We start from the raw sequence: 23,728 nt of genomic DNA, 5'->3' as shown, positions 1-23,728 counted from the left end.
CGGCCCGGCACGCGGAGGAGTGCTCGTGCGCTACGTCCTGCTCGACCGCATCACGCGCCTGGTGCCATCCGAGGTGGCTCATGGCGTCAAGTGCGTCTCGCTCTCGGACGACATCTTCGTCGACCACTTCCCCGGCCACCCCGTCATGCCCGGCGCGCTCATCGTCGAGTCCCTGGCGCAGCTCGGCGGCGTCCTGGTGGAGGCCACCATGCGCGAGCGCGGGCGCAACGATCTCCACGCGCTCCTGACGATGGTGGATCGGGCAAAGTTCCGCCGCATGGTGCGCCCTGGAGACAAGCTGGAGCTGGAGGCGCGCCTCATCACTGCCCGTGAAGAGGGCGGTCAGGTGCGCGCGACGGCCTCCGTGGATGGGCAGCTCGCGGCCGAGGCCGAGCTCACGTTCGCCTTCGCCGAGGTGAAGAGCGAGAAGCTGCGCGCGCGCCGTCGTGAGGTGCTCAACGTCTGGCTCACGGGAGCCGCGGAGGAGCCGTGAGGGCGCGGGTGCCACACGCGGGGTGCGGCCATGAGGCGTGAGGCCTTTGTGCGCGGCGTGGGCGCGGTCTCGTCGCTCGGGCTGGACTGGCCGAGCACCGCCGAGGCCCTTGCGCGAGGGGAGAGTGCCGTCGCGCGGGTGGAGCACTTCGACGTGGAGGGCTTCCCGTGCCAGGTCGCGGCGCCGGTGAGAGGCATCGCCGAGGGCGCGGAGGATCGCCGGAGGGAGTTCGCCCTGCGGGCCGCGCGTGAGGCCTGGGCCCAGGCGGGCCTGGAGGCCGCTCCGGAGCGGGTGGGCGTCTTCATCGGGGCCGAGTCGGGCCGCGCGAGCTACTCCACGGTGCTGGCGCTGGCTCAGGCGGCGGGAGGCGGTGCTCGCTTCGACCATGGCGCGTTCGGCCAGCGGGCGCGAGAGCTGGCTCCCCGTATCGACGCGGCGGCGGTGTCTCCGGCGGCGGTGGCTTCGATGCTGGCGGGGGAGTTCAGGGCTCGCGGGCCGTGTGAGACGCTGTCCCTGGCGTGTTCCTCGGGCGCGGCGGCCATCGCCGAGGGCGTGCGAGCCATCCGCCGGAGTGAGGTGGACGTGGCGCTGTGCGGCGGCGTCGGGGCCGACGTGGATCCGCTGATGCTGGCTGGCTTCGGGCTGCTGGGGGCGCTGTCGGCCCGTGGCGTCTCGTGCCCCTTCGATGCGCATCGGGATGGCTTCGTGGTGGGAGAGGGTGCGGCCATGGTCGTCCTCGCGGCGGAGCGGGGCAACGCTCGGGCCTCGGTGGCGGGGGTGGGGCGCTCGCTTGACGCCTGGCACCTCACGGCTCCGGATCCGGAGGGCGAGGGCGCCGCGATGGCCATGCGCGCCGCGCTGCGAGAGGCGAAGCTGGAGGCCGTGGACTGCGTGCAGGCGCACGGCACCTCGACACAGCTCAACGATGAGGTGGAGGCTCAGGCGCTCCGGCGAGTGCTGGGCTCGCGGCTGGCGCAGGCTCATGTGAGCTCCGTGAAAGGAGCCCTGGGCCACTGGATCGCTGGCGCGGGAGCGCTGGGCTTGCTCTGCGCACTCCATGCGTTGGAGCGGGGAGAGATCCTTCCGACCGCCGGCCTCCGTCACCCGGATCCCCGCTGCGAGCTTCCCCACGTGCAGGGGACGGCGCTGCGCAAGCGGGTGGACTCCGCCCTGGTCAATGCGTTCGCCTTCGGTGGAGCGAATACGAGCCTCGTGGTGGTCCGCGCATGAGGCCCGTGGCCGTGGTCGCTGCCTCCGCTGTGAGTGCCCGAGGGCTGGGCTGGCGCGGTCTCGGTCAGGCGCTTCGCACGGGCACGAGCGCTGCCACGCCGTGTGAGGCGCTCGGAGGCATCCTCGCCGCGCAGGTGCCCGCATTGCCCGCGGCTCAGGACGTGGAACCACGCCAGCGCAAGCTGATGAGCCGAGGGGCACGCCTGTCCTGCGTGGCGGCCCGCCAGCTCTTCCAGGAGATGCCGTCCCTGCCGAGGGAGGAGACAGGCTTCTTCCTGGGCGTGGGCGCCTCGGGGGGCGCGGTGGAGGAGCTCGAGGCGATGCTCGAAGGGAGCTTCTCGGAGGCTCACTTCGATGTGGGGCGGTTTGGCACCGCAGGCCTCAACGCCTGCAATCCGCTGTTCGCCTTCCAGCTGATGAACAACTACACCCTCTGCCATGCCGCCATCCGCGAGGGGCTGAGGGGCCCGAACGCCGCGATCTTCTCACGAGGGGCGGGCACGGTGCTGGCGCTGGCGGAGGCGCGCTACGCGGTCGCCTCAGGCGAGTGCGAGACGGCGCTCGCGGGCGGTGCGGACTCGGCGCTTCATCCTGTGACCTGGGCGGAGCTGCGCCGTGACGGATACGCATCCGTGATGCCGGGAGAGGGCGCTGCGGTGCTCGCGCTGGCCCCTCAGGGAACCGGGAGTTCGCTCGCCATCCTCGAGCGCTGTGAGGTCCACCCTCGGAGGCAGCAGATCGATCTCTCGCTCGAGTCCGCGAGGCGCTCCCTCATCGCTTTCAACCCGGAGGTGGTGGTGCTCGCGGCCTCTTCCGGGCGCGGAGGGAGCGCGCACGAGATCGCCGCCACGGTGGGGACGGGAGCTGTTCTCCAGGCCTCCGAGTTCTTCGGTGAGACGCTGGCCGCCTCCGCGGCCTTGGCGACGGTGGTGGCGCTGGATCTCCTCCAGGAGGGAGCGCTGCGGGTGGGGGTGCTCGTCGCGGGACCGGATGAGAGCCTGGGGATCGTAGGGCTCGTCCGGGAGGGGACGTCGTGAGCCGCGCCGTCATCACGGGCTGCGGGATCGTCTCCGCCCTGGGTCTGGGGACACGGGCGTTCTGGAACGCGCTCAGCGAGGGCCGAGCCGCCGTGGGGCCCATCCGTCACTTCGACGCCTCGAAGCTCCCGACCCGGGTGGCTGGAGAGGTGCCGGTCCTGGAGACGAATGGAACCTGGCTCCGGGAAGCCCTGGGTGGACACCTGTCCGAGGTCGCCATCGAGGCCTGGGAGCAGTCCGGAGCACTGCGCGACAGGAAGATTGGCTTCGGGTGGGTCGCCGCGCTGGAGGCCTGGCGCCAGGCGGGCTGCGGCGACGATGGCCAGGACACCTGGCTGTCCATGGCCCTCGGGCTGGAGCAGGCCTTCCTAGAGGACTTCGGGCCGCTGCTGCGCAAGGAGGGAGGACGCCCGTCCATCGACTGGGCCGCCGAGTCCGGTGCGCCATTGCCTCGGGTGCGCTTCCGTTCCCGGATCGATCTCTGTGCCGAGGGGCTCACTTCGATGCTGCGCCTCGGAGGGCCCGTGATACCGCACGTCTCGGCGTGCGCGGCGGGCACGCTCGCGGTGGCCCACGCCGCCTCGCTCATCGAGCGCGGTGCGGCCACGCGAGTGCTGTGCGGCGCGAGCGACTCGATGGTGAATCCCCTCGGGCTCGGAGGAATGTCCCGCCTGGGAGCCCCTTCGCCTCGTGCCGAGCCGGATGCGTGCCGCCCCTTTGATCGGCGGCGGGATGGGCTCGTCATCGGCGAAGGCGCCGCCATGTTCGTCGTTGAGTCGGAGGAGCGAGCCCTCGCGCGCGGCGCACTCCCCCTGGCACGCATCCTCGGGTGGGGGAGCACCCAGGACGCCTACAGGGCCACGGCCCCTCTGCCGGATGGCGCCATGGCGAAGCGGGCCATGCAGCAGGCGCTGAAGCGTGCCGGTCTCTCCGCTCGCGACATCGGCTATGTGAATGCCCACGGCACGGGCACGCCGCTCAACGATCCCGCGGAGGCTCGGGCCATCCGCGAGGTGCTGGGCCACGTGCCGGTCAGCTCCATCAAGGGCGCGGTGGGACACCTGATGGCGGCCTCGGGAGCCGTCGAGCTGGCGGCCTGTCTGCTACCCTTCCAGCGTGACTGCCTGCCTGGGACGGCGCACCACCGCGAGCGCGATCCCGAGTGCGACATCGACGTCATTGGCGAGCGGCCGCGCGAGGCCCACGTGGACACGGTGCTCTCGAACTCCTTCGGGTTCGGAGGCCAGAACGCGACCATCATCCTCGGGAGATGGTCATGAGCGTGGACGTCGTCGGCCAGGCCTGGCGCACGCCGCTGGGAGACACGGTGGACACCGCCGTGGGTCGGCTCCTCGCGGGAGAGCGGGCCGCGACGGACCAGCTTCGCTTCGAGACCCGCACCTACGCCTGCCGCATCGGTGCGCCGATCCTCTCCTCTCCGCAGCGCTCCAAGCACTCGCGCTTCCTGCGAAGGATGGGCCTCTTCGGGCTGGAGGCCGCGCATGAAGCGCTCCAGCAGGCACGCACCCGTGGCTGTGAGGTTTCCGGAGAGCGGCTAGGCATCTTCTGTGGCTACGGCGGACTGCGCGCCCACTGGGACGACATGATGGAGGCGCTCTCCGGGCAGCAGCCGGAGCAGAGCGGCACGTGGGAGCGAGGCCTCAAGCGCATCCACCCGTACTGGATGCTCAAGCACCTCTCCAACAACGCGCATGCCCTGCTCGCGGCGGACCTGTCGGCGCGGGGTGATGGCGCGACGTACGGCGGAGCCACGGCAGGCTCCCAGGCGCTCGGCGCGGCCATCCGGGCGCTCGACGCGGGGAGCATCGATGTGGCGCTGGTGTTCGCCTACGACTCGCTGCTCGAGCCCGAGACCCTGGTCGACCTTGCCGCGCGTGGGGCCGCGACCACCGCGGAGCTGGCGCGCCTCGCGGCTCCTTATGACGTCCAAGCGGGCGGCTTCGTCCCCGGAGAGGCCGCCGCGGCGCTCGTGCTGCAACGGCCGGGTAGCGGGGGAGCGCTCATGTCGATCACGGCTGCGGATGGGGGCGATGGCCGTCCCTCGGAGCCTGGCTCGGAGACCCTCGCTGCCGTCGCTGCACGAGTCGCGCGAGCAGACACGGTCGTGGACGGCGCCGGGAGGGCGGTGCCTGGGCTGGACACGGAGGAGAGAACGGTGCTGGCGGGATCGCTAGGGGAGGGCGCGAGGCTCACGGCGGTCCAGGCCGCCTTCGGACAACTGGGAGCCGCCACCACGTTGGTTCAGGCGATCGCCCTCGGGAACTGCCTGGGCCGAGGCGTGCTCCCCGGCATCACGGGCCTGCGTGAGCCTGCGGAAGGCCCGCTCATCCCTCTTCGAGAGTCCCAGCCGACAGATGCGCGATCGGCACTGGCGCTCTCCACGGGGGCGCCGGGGCTGGCGGCTGCGGTCCGAATCGAAATCACGGATGCTCCCGCCTTGCGAGGTGCCCCATGAGCGACCCAACCGTGGCGCTGGTGACCGGAGGCTCACGGGGAATCGGCCGGGCCGTCGTGCTGGAGCTGGCGCGCCGTGGCTACTCCGTAGGCATCGGCTTTCGCGACCAGGAGGCTCGTGCGGCGGAGGTCGCACGCGAGGTGGAGGCGCTCGGCCAGAAGGCGCTCCTGCTGAAGGCGGACGTCACGGACGCGGCGCAGGTGGCCCGCCTCTTCGAGGACGCGGAGCGCCAGCTCGGCCCCGTCGACGTGCTCGTCTGCGGCGCTGGAGTCACCCGGGACACGCTCCTGGGCGCGAGCACTCCCGAGGACCTCGACGCGGTCCGTGCCATCAACCTGGACGGCGTGGTGCACTGCTGCCGCGAGGCCACGAAGCGCATGCTCGGGCGTCGGAGGGGCTCCATCGTGGCGCTCTCCTCGGTCGCGGGGCAGCGCCCCGGGCGGGGCCAGAGCCTCTACGCCGCCACCAAGGGCGCGGTGGAGTCCTTCGTGCGAGCCCTTGCCGTGGAGCTGGCCCCCAGGAACATCCGGGTGAACGCGGTCGCCCCCGGAGTCATCGAGACCGAGATGACCCGGGACATCCTCGCCCTTGCGCCCGATGAGGTGAAGAAGCGCATCCTGCTGCGGCGTCCTGGGCGGCCCGAGGAGGTGGCGAAGGTGGTGGCCTTCCTGTGCTCCTCGGACGCCAGCTACGTCACCGGTCAGGTGTGGAACGTGGATGGAGGGTTCAAGCTCGAATGAATGGCGAATCCTTTCTGGATCTCCTCTCCCTGCGCAGGAGCGTGCGCGCCTTCACGGCCCAGCCGGTTCCCCGCGCCGTGCTGGAGCGGCTGATGCAGGCGGCGGTGACGGCTCCTTCCCCCACCAACCGCCAGCCCTGGCGCTTCGCGGTCGTGACCAAGAGCACCCTCCGCCAGCGCATCACCGAGGCCGTTCGCCTCCGAGCCGAGGAAATGAAGGCCATCATCCGGCAGGGCCACCACGCGGAGGACTTCGGCCAGTACGGGGACTTCTTCCACGAGCCCCTCTCCACCGCCACGGCCATCATCGTGCCGCAGTACCGCGTCTATCCGGACCTCATCGCCAACCTCGTGGCCTCCGGGGGAGGGGACCCGACGAAGTTCCACACCGCCGCCTCGATGCAGGCGGAGCTCTGTTCGACGAGTGCCGCCTGCATGGCCCTGCTGCTCCAGGCCCAGGCCGAGGGGCTGGGCGCCTGCTGGATGTCCGGACCGATGATCGCTCGCGACGAGATCCAGCGCCTGCTGGACATCCGGGAGCCGTGGAAGATGGTCGGAGCCATGGCCGTCGGCTACCCGGAGCAGCTCCCGACGAAGCCCTCTCGCAAGCCCCTTGCGCAGGTAGTGACGTGGTTCGAGGATGACGCCGAGCCTCGGGAGGCCCAGTCATGACCGTCGCAGTCGCACCCAGCCGGGATGAGGTCCAGAAGACGGAGCAGACGGTGCGCGAGGTCGTCGCCGAAGCGCTGGCCCGGGACATCTCCGAGGTGAAGCTCGAGAGCATCCTCATGGAGGAGCTCGGCGCCGAGTCGCTCGACTTCCTGGACATCGTCTTCAAGCTGGAGCGCGCCTTCGACATCCAGATTACTCGCGGGGAGATGGAGCGTGCCGCCCGAGGCACCATGTCCGACGAGGAGTTCGCGCCCGGAGGCGTCATCTCGGAGGCGGGGCTGACGCGGCTCCGCGAGCTGATGCCGGAGGCCTCCCACCGCATCCAGCCCGGGCTGCGTCCCTCTCAGATCCTCACCCTGTTCTCCGTGCGGACGTTCGTGAACCTGGTGCTCGCAAAGTGCCAGGGCCAGAGCGCCTGAGCTGGCCGGTCAGCCTTCCAGCCGCAGCGTCTTCGGCGCTCCGAGGCTCTTCGCGGGATGGAACGAGAGCTCGAGCCGGAAGACACGCATTCCAGCCGAGGCGCGGGGAGCTTTCTTCTCGAAGAAGGACGCGAGCACGTCGTAGTCCCCATTCGGGATGACGAACGGGTCGTCTTCGGTGCCTGTCGCGCTGCGGAGCAGGAGGGGCCCTCGCACGTTCAGTGGGAACGCGACCGCCTGAACGGCGTCCTTCGGATCGACGCTGTTCCTCGCTCCATCGACGACCGTGATCTCCGCGTCGACGTAGACCGTCTCCGGAGGCGTCGCGATCCCCACCATCGTGGGGAAGAGTGACATGCCGCGCGTGTGGTCGCTCTTCTTCTGGAAATGGACCTGCTTCTGCTCCTGAGAGTTCAGCTCGGCGGGCTCGAGCTGGACCTGTGAGTATTCGGCGCTGACACGGCGCCGCTGCACCTTCGCCGCCGGCTTGGGAGCCGTCCTCGCGGGCTTCATCACCTTCTCGAGCGCTTCCTCGATCGCATCGAGCGCTTCGTCGAGTTCGCGCGTCGACAGGCCGATCGTCCCGGTCAGCAAGCCCTTCGCGACAGCGGTCGCGACCGCTGGAAGGCAGAACATCCCCAGCAGCAGGCCCGGCGAGGACGCGAAGCGATGTCCGTGTCGGTCGAGCCAGCCTGGAATGTACTGCTCGCCGCCATTCCGCAGCGCGAGGTCGAGCCCGAGCACGAGCTCGTCCCCATACCCGGCGCCGTTCGCCTTGGAGTCGAGGTCCGCGAGGTAGCCGACGAGCCGCGTGAGCGCGTCCTGCTCCTTCTTCGCCGCCGCGAGCGTCTGGATGCGGCGCCATCTATCGATCGTGCGCCACGGCTCCTCTTTCTTCTCCCAGGCATCGTCCTTCGGAGGGTTGCCGTCGTACGCGTTGGCCGTGACGCGCTCACGGACCTGGAGCTCGGCTCGCTTCACGCGCTCGGCGAGCGAGCCGGTGACCTTCCCTTGAGCCGGGAGGCCCTTCGTTCGATCGCCCAGCCCGGCCGCGGCGCAGAACCCATCGATCGCCTGCGTGGAGAGCACATGCGCCACCTGGGTGGGCGCGGGAACACGGCCGTACATCCAATCGAGGACCCTGGCCGCCCGCTTCGCGTCGCCCGTCGCCGCCACGACGACGAAGGCGTCGAAGAGGAGGGGATGGAGCTTCTCCGGCTTCGCCTTCGCGATCGTCTTCGCCAGCCCCGCGAGGCGCTTCGCGTAGGGGCTGACCTTCTTCGATGCCATCGGAGCCTCAGCTCTGGGTGACGCGGACCGTGGTCCTCATCTCGCGGCCGGTGGCCGGATCCCTCGCGCGCATCGTGAGGATGCCCTCCACGCTCACGTCGAAGGTGATCTCCACCTGCACCTTGCCGGCCCTGTCCGCCCGGATCCCCGAGAAGGTGAACTCGCCCAGCAAGTCGTTGTTCACCACCATCTCGTGGTCGCCCTGGTAGATGCGCATGGCCAGCTCGGTCTGGTTGTCCATGCTCGTCGTCGCCAGGAGCTGCTTGGCGTTGGGGATCGGCGCGTTGCGCGGGAACACCGTGTGGAACATCCCACCGGCCTTCTCCAGCCCGATCGCCATCGGAATCACGTCCAGCAGCTGGATGCGCAGGTTCGTGTCGTCCTGCAGCGAGTGCGCGTAGAGCGCCGCCCCGATCGCCACCGCCTCGTCCGGGTGCACGCCCTTGCTCGGCGGCTTGCCGAAGAACTTCGTCAGCCGGTCCTGCACGATGGGCATGCGCGTCTGCCCACCCACCAGCATCACCTCGTCCACTTCCTTCGTCGACAGCCCCGCGTCCACCAGCACCCGCGCCACGATCTGCAGCGACTTGTCGATCAGGTGGCTGGTCAGCATCTCCAGGATCTTCCGCGTGAACTTCATCTCGATGTTCAGCGGTTGGCCCTGCGCCGTCATCGTGATGAACGGGATGTTGAAGGGCACCTCCTCGCGCGCGGACAGATCGATCTTGGTGCGCTCGGCCAGATCCTTGATGCGCTGCATGGCCACCGGATCCGTCGCCAGATCGATGCCCGTCTTCGCCGCGAAGTCCTTCAGCACGTGGTGGATGATCGCGTTGTCGAAGTCGATGCCGCCCAGGAAGATGTCGCCGCCGGTGGCCTTCACCTCGAACACCCGGTCGCGGATCTCGATGATGGACACGTCGAACGTGCCGCCGCCCAGATCATAGATGACGACCTTCTCGTTCAGCCCCTTGCCCACGCCGTAGGCCAGCGCCGCGGCCGTGGGCTCGTTGATGATGCGCACCACGTCGAGATCGATCAGCTTGCCCGCGTCCTTCACCGACTGGCGCTGCCGATCGTTGAAGTACGCCGGCACCGTCACCACCGCCCGCTTGATGGGCGTCTTCAGGTAGTTGGAGGCGACGTCCCGGATCTTGTTCAGCAGCTTGGCGCTGATCTCCTGGAGCGAGAACTCCTTCTTGCCCACGTCCAGCACGACGTCGTTCTTCTTGCCGGGGCGCATCTGGTACGCCACGACCTTCTTCATCGTGTCGACGATGTCGCTCTTGTAGCCGCGGCCCACCAGGCGCTTGGCGCCGTAGATGGTGTTGCGCGGGTTGAGCTGCCACTGGCGCTTGGCCTCGTAGCCGATGAGCTCGTTGCCCTTGTCGTCAATCGCGAAGATGGAGGGGATCGTGTAGTCACCGCCCTTGTAGGGGATGAGCTTCACGTTTCCGCTTTCCTCGACATACGCCGCGCACGAGTTCGTCGTGCCCAGGTCGATGCCGATGATGGGCTCCTTCTTTTGCATCGGGCGTGGACTCCCAGGTTGGCCGCGAGAGGACGAGTGACAGAGGCTATTTCACCAGGAACGGGCCCGCGAGTAAGCATCCAGGTGGACCGTCAGCCCCGGCAGCTGCGCCCCTAGCACGTCCAGAATGTCCTGGGGGGTAGTGGGACTCGAAAGATCCATAGCTGCTATCTCGCCTGTCGCAGATTCCTGGTTCGCCGGGTCTTCCTGGGAAGACAGGGGCGAGTCCGGGAGGCGCAGCGCCGGCTGCTCCTCGGAGATCGACAGCAGCACCACGTGTCGGCTGCGAGCGCCGGTGATGGTGATGCGCGCCAGCTCGGCTCCTGCTCGGGCGAGTGCCGTCCAGCGCTCGGCGGAGGGCGTGAAGAGACGCTGCGTCGCGTCGTAGGTCGCGGCGGGCAGGGGCAGGAAGGGCGGGAACACCACGCGCGTGGGAAGGGAGGTGGCTCGGGTGAGACGGCCGGTGAGGTCGCCTCGGGCCTGGGCGGCCTGGGTGGCGAAGGCCCAGACTCCGGGCGTCCCTGTCTCCACTCCGCCGTAGGGGGCACCGCTGCGGAGCAGGACGGGCTCCAGCGCGCGGGTTCCGTCCGGAGCGGGAGCACCGCCAGTGCGTGACGAGAACCCCAGCGGTGTGAGTCCGGCCTCGGCGGACAGCTCCACCGCGCTGGCGAACGCCGTGTCGAGCCCGGCGGGGAGCCGGGGGAACACCACCTCCGTGCGGCGCAGCTGCTCGCGGCGGGGACGGTGGGAGAAGCCGGGCAGCCGGAGGTAGTCCGGCACATCCTCGGGGCCCTGGGCGCAGCGCGCGGTGTCCGAGCAGCGGCCGTCCGAGTCCACGTCCGTCGTGTCCGGGATGCGCGGCTCGAGGGGCACCGGCGTGAAGGCCTGGAGCGCGAAGTCCATGGCCCCCGTGTAGGCCAGCAGATCGGTGGAGCCGAGGCTCGCGGCCAGGCTCAGGTCCGTCCGCCCGGCGAAGGCCACGGCGGCGCGGCGTCCCGGCTGCCCCAGTCCGAGAGAGCGCCCCTTGAGCTCCACGGGCGGGCCGATGCCGGCGGAGGCATAGGCCACGGCGCTGCCCGGCAGCGGCACCGGCTGGGGCAGGCCCGGCACGGTGCTGAAGAAGGTCTCACCCAGCAGCGTGCCGAGGTCCAGGTCCGGCACGTCTCCGGCGGAGAGGAGCGAGAAGCCGAGCCAGGCCGAGCCGCTCGAGTGGACCTCGGAGAACTGGATGCCCGCGCTGAAGCCCGCGGCGCCGTGCACGGGGTTCTCGCCCAGGGGCAGCAGCAGGTCGCGCGCGGTCGTCGCGGCCACCGAGAGGCGGTCGTAGCGGGGGTAGCCATCCGAGCGGAGCTCCGGCGAGGCGACGGAGAAGCTCGCGGTGGCTCCGGTGAGGGTGGGGAAGGAGGCGGTGCCGCTGGCATCGGTCGTCACCGTGACGGGAGCGGGGCAGGGCGCGGAGACGGGAGGCGCGTCACACCCGAGCACCGCCACTCCGCTCAGCGGGCGGTTCGTGGCCGCCTCCACCACGGTGACCCGGCGGCCCTGGCCGAGTGTCGGCAGCAGCGTGAGGCTGGCCTCCACGGGTGTCACCCCCGAATTCGAAACGCTCGCTCGGATCCGGACTGTCCCGGCCTTCACCGCCGTCACTTCTCCGGAGGACGTCACCGTGGCGGCATCGCTCGGCGAGCCGCTGGCGTCCACCACCGAGAAGGTGCCGGAGACGAAGGGGAAGCTCTCCCCTGTGAAGGTGAAGGCCACGAGCGAGAGCTTCAGCGAGCCCCCAACCCCCAGCACCGCCGCGTTGGGACTGAGCGCCAGGCTGGAGATCTCCAAGGCCGAGGGGGCGGAGCGGCACGCCCCATCCGTGCACGCCTGACCCGTCGGACAGTCCGCGTGGCCCCGACACCCGCCGGGCACACACCGCTGCGCCACGCAGAGCTGACCCGTGGGACACGCACCCTCCGAGCCACAGGCGGTGGAGGGCTGACAGTATCCCTGCTGACAGAAGGCCGGAGCGGCGCAGTCCGCGTCGATGAGGCAGCGCGGCAGCTCCTGGCAGATCTTCAGCGAGCAGTCGAAGCCGGGAGGACAGCTGGAGGCGCCGAAGGCCCGGCAGTCCGTGTTCTCGGGACACTCCTCGCGGGACTGGCAGACTCGGTACTCCTGGCAGCGGCCCGCCGTGGCGCTGGTGCAGTACTGGCCCGAGGGGCAGTCCGCTAGCGTGGCGCAGTCGGCGCGGGCGCACAGGTTCCCCTCGCAGATGAGCCCCTGCCCCCCACACGAGGCATCATTGATGCACCGGCGGATGCACGTTCCTCCCTGGCAGACGAAGAGCAGGTTGGCCACCTGGGGATCCACGTTCGGAGCGCAGCTGGCGGCGGTGGTACAGGCGGGCAGACAGGCACCCTGCGTCACCTCGCAGCGCTGACCGTCCGGGCAGGCTGCATCCCCCGTGCACCGGCCGCGATCCTCGCACCGGCCCTGGCGGCACACCTGGTTGGAAGCACAGGCCGCGTCCGAGCCGCACATGCACTGGCCCTCCGTGCAGGTGAAGCCCCGCGCACACTCCTCGGTGGAGGCACACTCCGGGCGGGCCGCGCACATCCCCCCGGCGCAGGCCTGTCCAGAGCCACAGTCGGTGTCATCCAGACACATCGGCCCACACCCGCCGAAGCGGCAGCGTCCTTCTGGACACTCGGCGTCCGTGACGCAGGGGGCCGAGGGGGCGGGCGGGCACCCGGAGAGCGTGGCCACCAACAGAAGTGCAAGCAGGGCCCTGGACATCTGATGCACCGGGGGGAAAGTTCGCGTGTTCCACCGAGCAATGACGGCCGCTTGGTGTCATAGATAGGCCACGACTCAAGCACACAGGAGAGACGACGTGGAAGCCAGGCGCTACCTGCAGGACATCGGGAGTCAGGTGTCTGCGGACTTCGTCAAGAACAGGTCCATCCTGTCCTTCGAGGAGTACGTCACCCTCTTCTTCAACGATCCACGGAGTCAGGCGCGCAACGCCGCGCAGTACCTGCACGACGTGATGGACCACTACGGCACCGAGCAGGTGCCGCACCCCACCGGCACCATCCGCCGCTTCAAGGTGTTCGACGTGCCGTCCAGCGATCGGGACGGGCGGGTGGCCGGCCAGGAGGAGATCCAGAACGCCATCTACCGGCTGCTGGGCAACTTCGTGCGCGCCGGCCGCATCAACAAGCTCATCCTCCTGCACGGGCCCAACGGCAGCGCCAAGTCGACGCTCGTCAACGCGCTCAAGGCGGGCATGGAGGACTACTCGCACCAGCCGCAGGGCGCGCTGTACCGGCTGGGCTGGGTCTTCCCCTCGGAGAAGCTGATCAAGGGCTCCATCGGCTTCGGCGAGCGGGTGCCGGCGAGCACGGGCGATCTCAGCAGCTTCGCGCACCTGGACGCGGAGGCCATCGACGTCCGGATGCCGTGCGAGCTCAACGATCACCCGCTCTTCGTCGTCCCGCCCACCGAGCGCCGCAAGATGCTGGAGTCGGCGCTGAAGAAGAAGGGCCTGGGCAGCGGGGACGGGGAGACGGGGGACTTCATCCTCTCGGACTACATCCGCGACGGGGAGATGTGCCACAAGTGCCGGCGCATCTACACCGCGCTGCTGGCCTCGTACGGGGGCGACTACCTGAAGGTGCTGCGCCACGTGCAGATCGAGCGCTTCTACATCTCCCGGCGCTACCAGGTGGGCACGGTGACGGTGGAGCCGCAGATGAGCGTGGACGCCATCGCCCAGCAGATCACCGCGGACCGCACGCAGCTCAACCTGCCGGCCGCCCTGCACGGAGTGGTGCTCTACGAGCCGCACGGCCCGCTGGTGCACGCCAACCGCGGGCTCATCGAGTACGCGGACCTGCTCAAGCGCCCGCTGGAGGCCTTCAAGTACCTGCTGGGCTTCAGCGAGACGGCGCAGGTGCCGCTCGAGCCCTTCGTGCTGCAGCTGGACGAGGTGCTGATCGCCTCGGCCAACGAGAAGCACCTGGGGGCCTTCAAGGAGCTGCCGGACTTCGCCTCGTTCAAGGGCCGCATCGAGCTGGTGCGCGTGCCCTACCTGCGCCGCTACAAGCAGGAGCAGGAGGTGTACGACGCGGAGATCACCCCCACCTCCGTGGGCAAGCACGTGTCGCCGCACGCCACCGAGGTGGCCGCCATGTGGGCGGTGCTCACGCGGCTGAAGAAGCCCATCCCGGAGCGCTACGCCCCGGACGTGAAGGAGCTGGTCGATCACGTCACGCCGCTGGAGAAGATGCACCTCTATGAGGAGGCGCGGGCCCCGGCGCGGCTGAGCCTGGCGAACACCAAGGAGCTCAAGAAGCTGCGCACGGAGCTCTACGAGGAGTCCGACGCCTACCCGAACTACGAGGGCCGCTCGGGCGCCAGCGCGCGAGAGATCAAGATGGCGCTCTTCAACGCCGCGCAGAGCCCGGACTACAAGTGCCTGCACGCGCTGGCGGTGTTCGAGGAGCTGCAGGCCATCTGCCAGGACAAGAGCGTCTTCGAGTTCCTCCAGCAGGAGGTGGTGGACGGCTACCACGATCACGAGGAGTTCGTGCGCGCGGTGGAGGGCCAGTACCTGGATCTGGTGGACTCGGAGGTCCGCGACTCGATGGGGCTGGTGTCCGAGGGCCAGTACCGCGAGCTGGTGGAGCGCTACATCCAGCACGTGAGCCACTGGGTGCGCGGCGAGAAGATGCGCAACCGCATCACCGGGGAGATGGAGCGCCCGGACGAGCAGCGCATGGCGGAGCTGGAGGCCATCGTCATGCCCAAGGGAGAGGACGCCGGCGAGTACCGCCGCGGGCTGATCTCCAACATCGGCGCGCACCGGCTGGACAACCCGGATGCGCAGATCGACTACTCGGTCATCTTCCCGGACATGTTCAAGCGCCTGCGCGACCACTACTTCGAGGAGCGCAAGCGGGTGCTGCGCAAGAACAAGGAGAACGTCCTCAAGTACCTGTCCGAGGAGCGCGGCTCGCTCTCCTCGCGCGAGCAGACGCAGGTGGAGAGCACGCTCAAGACGATGGCGGAGAAGTACGGCTACTGCGAGCACTGCGCCAAGGACGCCATCTTGTTCCTGATGAAGAAGCGCTACGGCTGAGGGCAGCCGGGCAGGGGAGGGCCTGTCGGCCGAGGTGCTTTCGCATCACGGCCGGCCACGGGATGATCCATCCCTTCAAGGATGTACGCACCCCGTACCCCTCACCCGGAGCGTTGATGAACCGGTTTCTCCTCGGGGCCCCGGCCCTGTTCACCCTGCTGTCCTGCGCCAGCGCGGCTCCATCGTCGTCTCCCGCCGCGCCCATGGCTCCCGTCACGGAGGCTCCGCGCCTCTCGGCGCCGGTGGAGCAGGCGGTCGCCGTCGCCTCGGCGAGGCCCTCGCGCAAGCAGATGGTCCGGGGGATCCTGCCGCACACGGTACGGCTGGTGATCACCGAGGGTGGCAAGTCCCGGCGCACGGCCTCGGGCGTGGTGATCGCCACCGAGCGCACGGAGAAGGGCGTGGCCAGCTACGTCATCACCAACGCGCACGCGGTGGACGTGGACGGGCTGAAGAGCCCGAAGATGCTCGTCACCCAGGAGCGGCAGGCCGAGGTGACGGAGTACCCGGTGGAGGTGGTGGCCACGGGGCAGGTGCCGGAGATGGACCTGGCGCTGCTGCGCGTGCCGGGGCATGAGCTGTCCGCGGCGGAGCTGGCCACGGACACGGAGCTGGAGCTGGGCGAGGACGTGGTGGTGGCCGCGTGCCCGTTCGGCAAGTCGCTGTCGCTGTCGGGCGGCATGCTGTCGCAGGTGGAGTGGGATCCCGAGAGCAAGCGCCCGAAGATGGTGAAGACGGACGCGCCGATCGGCTACGGGGCCTCGGGCGGCGGCATCTTCAGCCTGGAGACGGGCAAGCTGCTGGCCATCGTCGAGGGCTACCGCACGGCGAAGGTGGGCTTCGCGGTGGCGGACAAGGACTACAGCTTCGACGTGCCGATGCCGGGCGAGACGTTCGCCGCGCCGACCTCGAAGGTGCGCGGGTTCCTCGAGTCCAAGGGCTTTGGCCGGCTGCTGTCGCGCCCCTCCGAGGGTGGCGTCGGGCAGACCGCGCAGCGGTAGCGCGGCGCTGGGACTTCGCTCCTCCGGGGCAATGCTCCCGGAGGGGTACAGGCGCTCCCCCGAGCGGCGCGTACCTTGCGCCGCATGCGACAAGTACGCGAGGCACTCGCATGGCTCGTGAGCAGGGGGCGCGCCTGGTGGCTCATCGGTGGAGTGGCTGTGCTCGCCGCGGGCTGTGGTGCTCCCGCCGAGGAGCGGCGCTCCGCATGGGATGTGGGTGACGGGCAGGCACCTCCAGGCAGCTTCGAGCGGGTCGGCTGGTCCTCCGCGGAGGACATGCATGCGCCCCGCCATGATCACACGGCCAGCGTGCTGCCCTCGGGCCAGGTGCTGATCGCGGGGCGCTACACGGACGACGCCCGCGAGAGCGCGGAAGTGTACGACTCCGCCACCCGGCGCTGGTCGAGGACGGGGGAGATGGGCTCGGCCCGCAGAGGCCATACGGCCAGCGTGCTGCGCTCGGGCCGGGTGCTGGTGGCCGGCGGGCACAACCTCCGAGAGGGCATCCTCGCCAGCGCGGAAGAGTACGACTCCAGCACGGGCCGCTGGTCTCCCGTGGGGGCGATGGCCTCGCTTCGAGCGGGGCACACCGCGACGGTCCTGCCTTCGGGGCAGGTGTTGATCGCGGGTGGCTTCGGAGTGGGGGGAGCGCTCTCGAGGGCGGAGCTGTACGACCCTGTCTCCCGCACCTTCTCGCTGGCGGGCCGCATGAGCCGGGCTCGCTACGGCCACGCGGCCGTGCTGCTGCCCACGGGGAAGGTGCTCGTGGTGGGAGGCATCGGAGCGATGGGCGAGCTGAGCAGCGCGGAGGAGTACGACCCGGTCACGCGAACCTGGTCCGAGGTCGACCTCATGGCGCGGCCGCGCGTCCATCCCACGGCGACCCTGCTCGATTCGGGTGCGGTCCTGGTGACGGGGGGAGGCGACAGTGGCGCGGAGCTCTACGCGCCGGCCTCGCGCACCTGGAAGACGGTGGGCGCCATGGCCATGGCTCGGGAACATCACTCGGCGACGCTGCTGCCTTCGGGGCAGGTGCTGGTGGTCGGGGGCATGGGGGCCATCGCCTCCGCCCATGCGGAGCTCTACGAGCCGCGCTCGGAGCGCTGGGTCCCCGCGGGGGCGCTGGCCACGGCTCGCTCGCACCACACGGCCAGCCTGCTGCCCTCAGGGGCTGTCCTGGTGGCAGGCGGTCACTCGAGCAGTGGCCCGCTGGCCGGGAGCGAGCTCTACGGCCTCGAGCCCCGCCGCTGAGGCCTGGATGTAACGCAAAGAGGGGCTCGTTCGTACCAGCGGGAGAAGGAAAGGACTGCCATGACCTCCCGCTCCACCCGTCTCGTCTTGCTCGCTGTCGCCTCCACGCTGGTGGGAATCGGCGCCCTGGCCTCCGGGCAAGCCACTCCCGAGCCCTCCAAGAAGCCAGAGCCCCAGGCCGCGCAGCCTGCTGCCTCGCCCGCGAAGGAGGAGAAGCCCAGGCTGGCCACCGCCACCTTCGCCGGCGGCTGCTTCTGGTGCATGGAGGGCCCCTTCGACAAGCTGCCGGGCGTGGTCTCCACGACGTCCGGCTACACCGGCGGCACCAAGGCCAACCCCACCTATGAGGAGGTCTCCAGCGGCACCACGGGCCACGCCGAGGCCGTCCAGGTGGTCTACGACCCGAGCAAGGTGACCTACGCCCAGCTGCTCGATGTCTTCTGGCACAACGTGGACCCGCTCACGCCCAACGCCCAGTTCTGCGACCACGGCTCCCAGTACCGCTCCGCCATCTTCTTCCATGATGCGGAGCAGCAGCGGCTCGCCGACGAGTCCAGGAAGCAGCTCGAGGCCTCGGGCCGCTTCAAGCAGCCCATCGTGACGCAGCTCGTCCCCGCCGCCACCTTCTACCCGGCCGAGGACTACCACCAGGACTACTACCAGAAGAATCCCGTGCGCTATCGCTACTACCGCTTCGGATGCGGCCGCGACGCGCGACTCAAGGAAGTCTGGGGGAACGACGCGCCCAAGCACTGATGTCGCTCCGAAGGAGTTCCTGCCCCCCGGGGGGCGCCCTGTCGGCGGACCGGCAGCGAACTGGTATGACAAGCAGACCAGTTCGCACAGGTTTCGCCCGGCAGGGGGGCCGGAGGCGGACTCGGCCCTCTGCCGGTTTCAGGTTGCGCGGACTCTTGCAGGGGGTGTGAAGAGACTTCTTCGTTACTGCTTGCCCTCGGTGGGGGCCGGCTGGCCGCTGCCACCGGCGCCCGGAGCGTCCATGCCGCCCCAGCCCGCCTCGACCATCGACTTCCACTTCCACTGACCGTCCTTCTTCACGAGCAGGCCCGCGTTGCGGCCGGTGATCTTCTGCTTGCCCACCGTCATCGTGAAGTCGTCGGTCACGGCCGCCAGCGAGTCCGAGAGGACCGTGATCGTCGGCTTGTGGGTCGTCTTCATGTCCTTCGGCATGCTGTCGAGCATGGGCTTCATCATCGCCGTGTACTCCTCACGGCTGTACGACTTCGACTCGGGCGTGCCCTTCAGGTCGTCGGTCACCATGAGGACCGGGAAGTCGATCATGGCGTTCATGGCCTCCATGTCGCCCTTCTGCGAGGTCTCCTCCATCTTCTTGAAGAAGTCGGTGATCTCCTTCTTGGTCTGCTTCTCGTTGGTGGGCTTGCGCGCCATCGGACCCATCTTCGTCATGTCCATGGCCGGCGCATTGCCCTGCGGCGCGCCTGCCTGCGCCCCAGCGCCCTGAGCGGGAGCCGCCGCGGGAGCCGCGGGCTTCGCCGCCTTGTCCTGGGCCCACGCGGAACCAGCGAAGACCACGGCAGCGGTACACACCAGAATCGTACGCTTCATTTGTGACCCCTCCTCGGTAAATGACGGCGGCCTCCTATGGCAGTCCGCCAACGAGGTCAAACCCAGCAGTCAGTTTGTCGACAGTGGCTGTCGCGTGACTTCGGATGGCCAACGCTCAGCCCGAGCGCGGGCCGGCCGCGCATGGACTCCGAGTCAGCCCAGGCCGCGCTCGGCGCGCAGCTGCTCGCAGAAGCGCTCGGTGTCCTTGGCCGTCTCGTCCCAGGTGCGCTGGCGGGCACGCTCCTGCGCCCTGCCGCGCAGCTCCGCCACGCGCTCCGGATTCGCCAGCGCCTCCACCAGCAGCCGCTCCCAGCCGGCCACATCGCCCGCTTCGCAGAAGAGGGCCTCGCGGCCGTGCTCCGCCAGATCCCCGAGCCCGCCCTCGTCGAAGCCCACGACGCACAGCCCGCAGGCCATGCCCTCCAGCCACGTCTTCCCGAAGCCCTCGAAGAGCGAGGGGAACAGCAGCACCTCGTGCGCGGAGTAGAGCTCCCGCAGCTCGGCCCTGGGCATCCAGCGGTGCACCCGCAGCCCCGCGCCGAAGGCCGGGCGGTACCGGCGCTCCACCTCGGCCATCGCCTCCGGCTGCACCACGAACGACAGCTCCAGCCCCGGGAAGCGCCGGGCCATGCGCGGCAGCACCTCCTCCAGGAGCCGTGTGCCCTTGCGGGCCAGGTAGTTGCCCACGAAGAGCAGGCGCGGCAGGCGCACGGCGGGTTCGACTCGGGGCCACTCCAGGAAGTCCGCGTCGAGCCCGTAGCCGATGAAGGCCACCTTGCTGTCGGGCAGCGAGTACGTCTGCTGGATGAAGCGCGCGCACAGCGACGACGGAGCGACCAGCCCGTGGGCCGCCCGCGCCGTCCGCCAGCATGCCATCACCGTCATCGCCGAGCTGGCGCCCGACAGCACCCGGCGCCCGAGCGTCTTGGTCGGCTCGTAGCCCAGGCTCTGCTCGGCCCGCAGCAGGCGGTGCTCCCAGCCGTGGGTGCGGTTCAGGAACAGCGTGCGCGGGTGCAGCGCGGGCAGCAGCTCGTAGGCCAGGTATGCGTAGGGCTGGCTCACCATCACCACGTCGTACGGCTGGGCCTTCAGCCGCGAGGCCAGCGCCCGGAGCTGCTGGGCCGGCATCTCGAAGTGGCGCTGCAGCGCGGGGTGGGGCAGCCGTCCCCGGTTCGGAGGCAGCCACTCGTAGTCCACCGTGTGCCCACGCTCGGCCAGCGCCTGACCTACCGCCAGCACCGAGCCCGCCGACCCACTGTTCGGATCCGGGAGGAACTGGGCGGCGACCAGGAAACGCATCGCCTCTCTTCTAGGTCACTTGCCCCCGCGATGCGATCGGCCTTTTCCAGGACTGTGGACTTCAGGGCTCCATCAGCTCGATCCACTGCGCCGCCGCGCCGCGCTCCCTCGGCTCGTAGGCCGCCCGGATGCGCTGGCCCGTCCTCAAATCTTCCAGTCGTCCTGTGCGGCCCGGCAGGAAGATGGTGGTGGTGCCATCCACCCGCAGCTCCACCTGACCGCCCGAGTGCTCCAGGGTCAGCGTGCCCCCGGCCGCGTTCACCGCCTTGATGGGGCCTTGCACCTCGCGCAGGCTCCGCACCTCGGCGGCGGGCTCCTGCGCCAGCGCGGGCCCCGCAATCAGCAACGCTCCCCACCACCCCACGTGTCCTCGACTCATGCCGGCCCTCTCTCCGGTAGGGAAACTGGGGATGCGCGCGCATCGCACCAAGGTTCGAAGCCCGACCTTCGTCCGCCGGACGACAGGTGTGGGGCATTGGAATCCCCGGCCCGTCGCGCTACACCGCGCGCCGGCTCGCATCGGAGGAGGCGCCTTGGCCCAGCAGCGCAGCTCGTGGGATCAGTACTTCATGGACATCGCGCGGCAGGTGGCCACCCGGGCCACCTGTGATCGCAAGCACGTGGGCGCCCTGCTCGTGAGGGACCGCACCATCCTCTCCACGGGCTACAACGGCTCCATCCGCGGCCTGCCTCACTGCGACGACGTGGGCCACATGATGGAGAACGGCCACTGCGTGGCCACCGTCCACGCCGAGGCCAACGCCATCATCCAGGCCGCCAAGAACGGCGTCGCCATCGACGGGGCCACCATCTACACCACCGCCAGCCCCTGCTGGCCGTGCTTCAAGCTGATCGCCAACAGCGGCTGCACCCGCATCGTCTTCGGCGAGTTCTACCGGGATCCGCGCATCTTCGAGTACGCGGCGAAGATCGGCCTGGAGCTCACCGGGCTCGGTGAAGCCGCCCAGCCGCCCGAGCCTCGCTGAGCGCCTCACGCACCGTTCACCGGTCGACAGGGCGAGGTGGGCGTGCCAGTGGAACGTCTCACCGCGGACACTTCCGGAGCCTGCCAAGCAGGCGGACTGACAGGGGATTTCCTCGACTTCGGCAAGAATTACCGGCCCAGGGGTTGCCGTTTTACAGGGCGCTCCCTAAATCCTCGCACCGGTAGGCGGGGCGCGGCGGATGGTGATATTTCCTGAGGAGTTCCCAGTGGTTACGTCCACGGCAGTGACCAGTGTGCCTGCGGTTCAGGAGGGCTCGGATCCGGTGGTGGGAGCGGCGCGCTACGGCGCGGTCCCCACGCTCATGGATAGCCTCCTGCACGACGTGCGCAACCCGCTCAACGCGCTCTCGATCAACCTCGAGGTGCTCTCCGAGAAGCTCAAGGGGGAGACGGGCGAGGTGCCTGCGTCGCAGGCGAAGAACATCAAGGCCATGCGCGATCAGATCCAGCGCGTGGACGGCATCCTGCGCCAGTTCTCGGACTTCATCGTCCTGCGCGGCGGTGGGCCGGGGGAGGCGGGCCTGTCCGAGGTCGCCAGGCGCTCCCTGGACGTGCTGGCTCACGAGAGCCGGCGGCGGCGCCTGAAGCTGCAGACCGCCATCGAGCCAGACGTCAAGGTGCGGCTGCAGGACACCAGCGAGCTGAGCTTCTTCCTCGTCCAGTCCCTGCTGCGCGCCTTCGCGCGCTCGGAGGCGGGGACCGAGGTGGGCGTCGCCGTACGCGTCGAGGGCTCGCACGCGGTGCTCGAGGTGACGGATGCCGGGGGCAGTGCGCCCGAGCAGACGCCCGACGTGGTGGCGGCGCTGGGGCTCCGCTGCGCGCAATTGGGCGTGGAGTTCCAGATCCGAGCCGGTGTCTGCCGCTTCATCTTCTCTCGCGCCTGAGTCCCTTCGATCGGTCGCGTTTCTTTACATCCAGTTGTTGGTTCATCGATTGCGAGTGAACGCAGTAGGGAGGTCTTCATCTTGGGCAGCGCACGAATTCTGGCCGTAGATGACGAGCGCGCGACGTGCGAGGCGCTGGCGGAAATGCTCAGCTCCTGGGGGCACAAAGTCGAGGTCGCGTTCGACGGGCACGACGCCCTGCGCAAGGCGGGGGAGTTCCGGCCGGACGTCGTCTTGTCGGACCTGGCGATGCCGGAGACGGACGGGCTGTGGCTGATGCGGCAGCTTCGCGAGGAGCTGCCGGACTGCCCCGTCGTGTTCCTCACCGGCCGAGGCACCATCGACGCCGCCGTGGCGGCGATCAAGGAGGGCGCCTACGACTTCATCGAGAAGCCGCTCAACATCGCGCGGCTGAAGGTCTGCATCGAGCGGGCCCTCGAGAAGAAGGAGACGCAGCGCGAGGTGCAGACGCTGCGTCGGCGCCTCAAGCAGCTGGGGCAGCAGGATCTGATCGCCCAGTCCGGAGTGATGCGGAAGGTGGGCGAGCTGATCGAGAAGGTGGCGCCCTCCAAGGCGAGCGTGGCCATCTCCGGCGAGTCCGGCACGGGCAAGGAGGTGGTGGCGCGCGCCATCCACAACCTGTCCCTGCGGCGCGAGAAGCCCTTCATCGCCATCAACTGCGCCTCCATCCCGGCCACCCTCATCGAGTCCGAGTTCTTCGGCCACGAGCGCGGCGCCTTCACCGGCGCCGATCAGCGCCGCCCGGGCGTCTTCGAGATGGCCCACGGCGGCACGCTCTTCCTGGACGAGCTGGGTGAGATCCCCATCGAGCTGCAGGCCAAGCTGCTGCGCGTGCTCGAGGAGGGCCGCCTGCGCCGGCTGGGTGGCAAGGTGGAGATTGAAGTGGACGTGCGCGTGCTGTGCGCCACGAACCGCGACCTCAAGCAGGAGATCAAGAACCAGCGCTTCCGCGAGGATCTCTACTTCCGCCTCAACGTGTTCCAGGTCCACCTGCCGCCCCTGCGCGAGCGCCGGGAGGACATCCCCATCCTGGTGCAGCACTTCGTGGAGAAGTTCGGCGGGGACTCGGCCAAGCGCGTCACCGGCGTGCACCCGGAGGCGATGGAGGTCCTCAAGTCGCACGACTGGCCGGGCAACATCCGCGAGCTGCGCAACGCGGTGGAGCGCGCCGTCATCCTCTGCGACGGCGAGCTCATCACCCGCGAGCACCTGCCCCCCGACATGGCGGGCAAGAGCCCCGAGCGCCACTCCTTCCGCCTGCCCTACGGCCTGTCGCTGGACGCGGTGGAGCGCGAGTACATCCTCGGCAGCCTCCAGCGCAACGGGAACAACAAGGCCCGCACGGCGGAGATCCTGGGGGTGTCGGAAAAGACCCTCTACAACAAGCTCAACCGGTACGCCGCCGAGGCCCGCCAGCAGGGCCAGGGGGTGGCAGGGGGCCTCATCAAGGCCGCCGGCGGAGAGGGTAGCAGTGGATCAGGTGAGGCAGACTTCCGGTAGTAGACCCTCCAGGTAGGAATTCCGGCCCGGATTTCGCGCCTTTGGAGTTCCCCGGCAGCAGTGCTTCCAGGCAGGCTGGCACACCGCGTCATGAGGGTGTGTCAGTGCTGCAAAACCCGCGTCACTTCTTGACTTTTACCCTCTGGACGGGGGATTCTCGGGGC

Annotated in this window: 21 protein-coding genes; 15 read left to right on the top strand and 6 right to left on the bottom strand. The window is 69.6% G+C overall.

Features of this window, described 5'->3' with window-relative positions:
• Positions 1-25: 25 nt before the first annotated feature.
• The 8 genes from fabZ to KY572_RS04735 are packed head-to-tail and all read left to right on the top strand — an operon-like array spanning position 26 to position 7,066.
• Positions 26-493: a 3-hydroxyacyl-ACP dehydratase FabZ gene (gene fabZ, locus KY572_RS04770; protein WP_224240969.1), complete on the top strand. Its 468-nt coding sequence runs from the start codon at positions 26-28 to the stop codon at positions 491-493.
• 30 nt (positions 494-523) lie between these two features.
• Positions 524-1,723: a beta-ketoacyl-[acyl-carrier-protein] synthase family protein gene (locus KY572_RS04765; RefSeq protein ID WP_224240968.1), complete on the top strand. Its 1,200-nt coding sequence runs from the start codon at positions 524-526 to the stop codon at positions 1,721-1,723.
• Positions 1,720-2,760, top strand: a complete 1,041-nt coding sequence (locus KY572_RS04760) for a beta-ketoacyl synthase N-terminal-like domain-containing protein (RefSeq protein ID WP_224240967.1) — start codon at positions 1,720-1,722, stop codon at positions 2,758-2,760. The genes KY572_RS04765 and KY572_RS04760 overlap by 4 nt, the downstream gene beginning before the upstream one ends.
• Complete coding sequence (locus KY572_RS47705; protein ID WP_224240966.1) at positions 2,757-4,040, top strand: beta-ketoacyl-[acyl-carrier-protein] synthase family protein; 1,284 nt, start codon at positions 2,757-2,759, stop codon at positions 4,038-4,040. The genes KY572_RS04760 and KY572_RS47705 overlap by 4 nt, the downstream gene beginning before the upstream one ends.
• The gene (locus tag KY572_RS04750; RefSeq protein ID WP_224240965.1) at positions 4,037-5,236 is read left to right on the top strand and encodes a beta-ketoacyl synthase N-terminal-like domain-containing protein; all 1,200 of its coding nucleotides are present in this window, start codon (positions 4,037-4,039) and stop codon (positions 5,234-5,236) included. Before KY572_RS47705 ends, KY572_RS04750 begins: the two co-directional genes overlap by 4 nt.
• Entirely contained in the window at positions 5,233-5,976 is a 744-nt protein-coding gene (locus KY572_RS04745) for an SDR family NAD(P)-dependent oxidoreductase (RefSeq protein ID WP_224240964.1), read from the top strand. The genes KY572_RS04750 and KY572_RS04745 overlap by 4 nt, the downstream gene beginning before the upstream one ends.
• Positions 5,973-6,647: a nitroreductase family protein gene (locus KY572_RS04740; protein WP_224240963.1), complete on the top strand. Its 675-nt coding sequence runs from the start codon at positions 5,973-5,975 to the stop codon at positions 6,645-6,647. The genes KY572_RS04745 and KY572_RS04740 overlap by 4 nt, the downstream gene beginning before the upstream one ends.
• A complete protein-coding gene (locus KY572_RS04735; RefSeq protein WP_224240962.1) occupies positions 6,644-7,066 on the top strand; it encodes a phosphopantetheine-binding protein in 423 nt (140 codons plus the stop codon). Before KY572_RS04740 ends, KY572_RS04735 begins: the two co-directional genes overlap by 4 nt.
• A 9-nt stretch (positions 7,067-7,075) precedes the next feature.
• Here the strand turns inward: KY572_RS04735 and KY572_RS04730 are convergent, their stop codons facing one another.
• The 3 genes from KY572_RS04730 to KY572_RS04720 are packed head-to-tail and all read right to left on the bottom strand — an operon-like array spanning position 7,076 to position 12,416.
• Complete coding sequence (locus tag KY572_RS04730; protein ID WP_224240961.1) at positions 7,076-8,356, bottom strand: protein kinase family protein; 1,281 nt, start codon at positions 8,354-8,356, stop codon at positions 7,076-7,078.
• A 7-nt stretch (positions 8,357-8,363) separates the two neighbouring features.
• A complete protein-coding gene (locus tag KY572_RS04725; protein WP_224240960.1) occupies positions 8,364-9,887 on the bottom strand; it encodes an Hsp70 family protein in 1,524 nt (507 codons plus the stop codon).
• Positions 9,888-9,938: 51 nt separating this feature from the next.
• Complete coding sequence (locus tag KY572_RS04720; RefSeq protein ID WP_224240959.1) at positions 9,939-12,416, bottom strand: hypothetical protein; 2,478 nt, start codon at positions 12,414-12,416, stop codon at positions 9,939-9,941.
• Between the two features lie 352 nt (positions 12,417-12,768).
• Between KY572_RS04720 and KY572_RS04715 the strand changes: the two genes are divergently transcribed.
• The 4 genes from KY572_RS04715 to msrA all read left to right on the top strand — a co-directional run bounded on the left by KY572_RS04715 (position 12,769) and on the right by msrA (position 18,026).
• A complete protein-coding gene (locus tag KY572_RS04715) occupies positions 12,769-15,018 on the top strand; it encodes a PrkA family serine protein kinase (RefSeq protein WP_224240958.1) in 2,250 nt (749 codons plus the stop codon).
• Positions 15,019-15,134: 116 nt separating this feature from the next.
• Positions 15,135-16,019 carry a S1 family peptidase gene (locus KY572_RS04710; protein WP_224240957.1) on the top strand — a complete coding sequence of 295 codons (885 nt, stop codon included), beginning with the start codon at positions 15,135-15,137 and terminating at the stop codon, positions 16,017-16,019.
• Positions 16,020-16,136: 117 nt separating this feature from the next.
• Entirely contained in the window at positions 16,137-17,270 is a 1,134-nt protein-coding gene (locus KY572_RS04705) for a Kelch repeat-containing protein (protein ID WP_224240956.1), read from the top strand.
• Between the two features lie 60 nt (positions 17,271-17,330).
• Positions 17,331-18,026 carry a peptide-methionine (S)-S-oxide reductase MsrA gene (msrA, locus tag KY572_RS04700; RefSeq protein ID WP_224240955.1) on the top strand — a complete coding sequence of 232 codons (696 nt, stop codon included), beginning with the start codon at positions 17,331-17,333 and terminating at the stop codon, positions 18,024-18,026.
• Between the two features lie 183 nt (positions 18,027-18,209).
• On the opposite strand, the gene KY572_RS04695 is transcribed toward msrA, so the two are convergent.
• The 3 genes from KY572_RS04695 to KY572_RS04685 form a co-directional block, all read right to left on the bottom strand.
• Positions 18,210-18,854, bottom strand: coding sequence for a nuclear transport factor 2 family protein (locus KY572_RS04695; RefSeq protein ID WP_224240954.1), 645 nt, complete (start codon positions 18,852-18,854; stop codon positions 18,210-18,212).
• A gap of 153 nt (positions 18,855-19,007) precedes the next feature.
• Positions 19,008-20,153 (bottom strand): glycosyltransferase family 4 protein, encoded by a 1,146-nt coding sequence (locus tag KY572_RS04690; protein WP_224240953.1) that lies wholly within the window; start codon positions 20,151-20,153, stop codon positions 19,008-19,010.
• 61 nt (positions 20,154-20,214) lie between these two features.
• Entirely contained in the window at positions 20,215-20,532 is a 318-nt protein-coding gene (locus tag KY572_RS04685) for a hypothetical protein (protein ID WP_224240952.1), read from the bottom strand.
• Positions 20,533-20,686: 154 nt separating this feature from the next.
• Between KY572_RS04685 and KY572_RS04680 the strand changes: the two genes are divergently transcribed.
• The 3 genes from KY572_RS04680 (at position 20,687) to nla6 (ending at position 23,564) form a co-directional block, all read left to right on the top strand.
• Complete coding sequence (locus KY572_RS04680; protein ID WP_224240951.1) at positions 20,687-21,139, top strand: deoxycytidylate deaminase; 453 nt, start codon at positions 20,687-20,689, stop codon at positions 21,137-21,139.
• A gap of 253 nt (positions 21,140-21,392) precedes the next feature.
• Positions 21,393-22,043: a histidine kinase dimerization/phospho-acceptor domain-containing protein gene (locus KY572_RS04675; RefSeq protein WP_224240950.1), complete on the top strand. Its 651-nt coding sequence runs from the start codon at positions 21,393-21,395 to the stop codon at positions 22,041-22,043.
• Between the two features lie 81 nt (positions 22,044-22,124).
• Entirely contained in the window at positions 22,125-23,564 is a 1,440-nt protein-coding gene (nla6, locus tag KY572_RS04670) for an enhancer binding protein Nla6 (protein WP_224240949.1), read from the top strand.
• Positions 23,565-23,728 lie beyond the last annotated feature (164 nt).

This window comes from Hyalangium gracile, from assembly GCF_020103725.1.
Lineage (GTDB): Bacteria > Myxococcota > Myxococcia > Myxococcales > Myxococcaceae > Hyalangium > Hyalangium gracile.
This window is presented reverse-complemented; position numbering and strand designations above follow the sequence as displayed.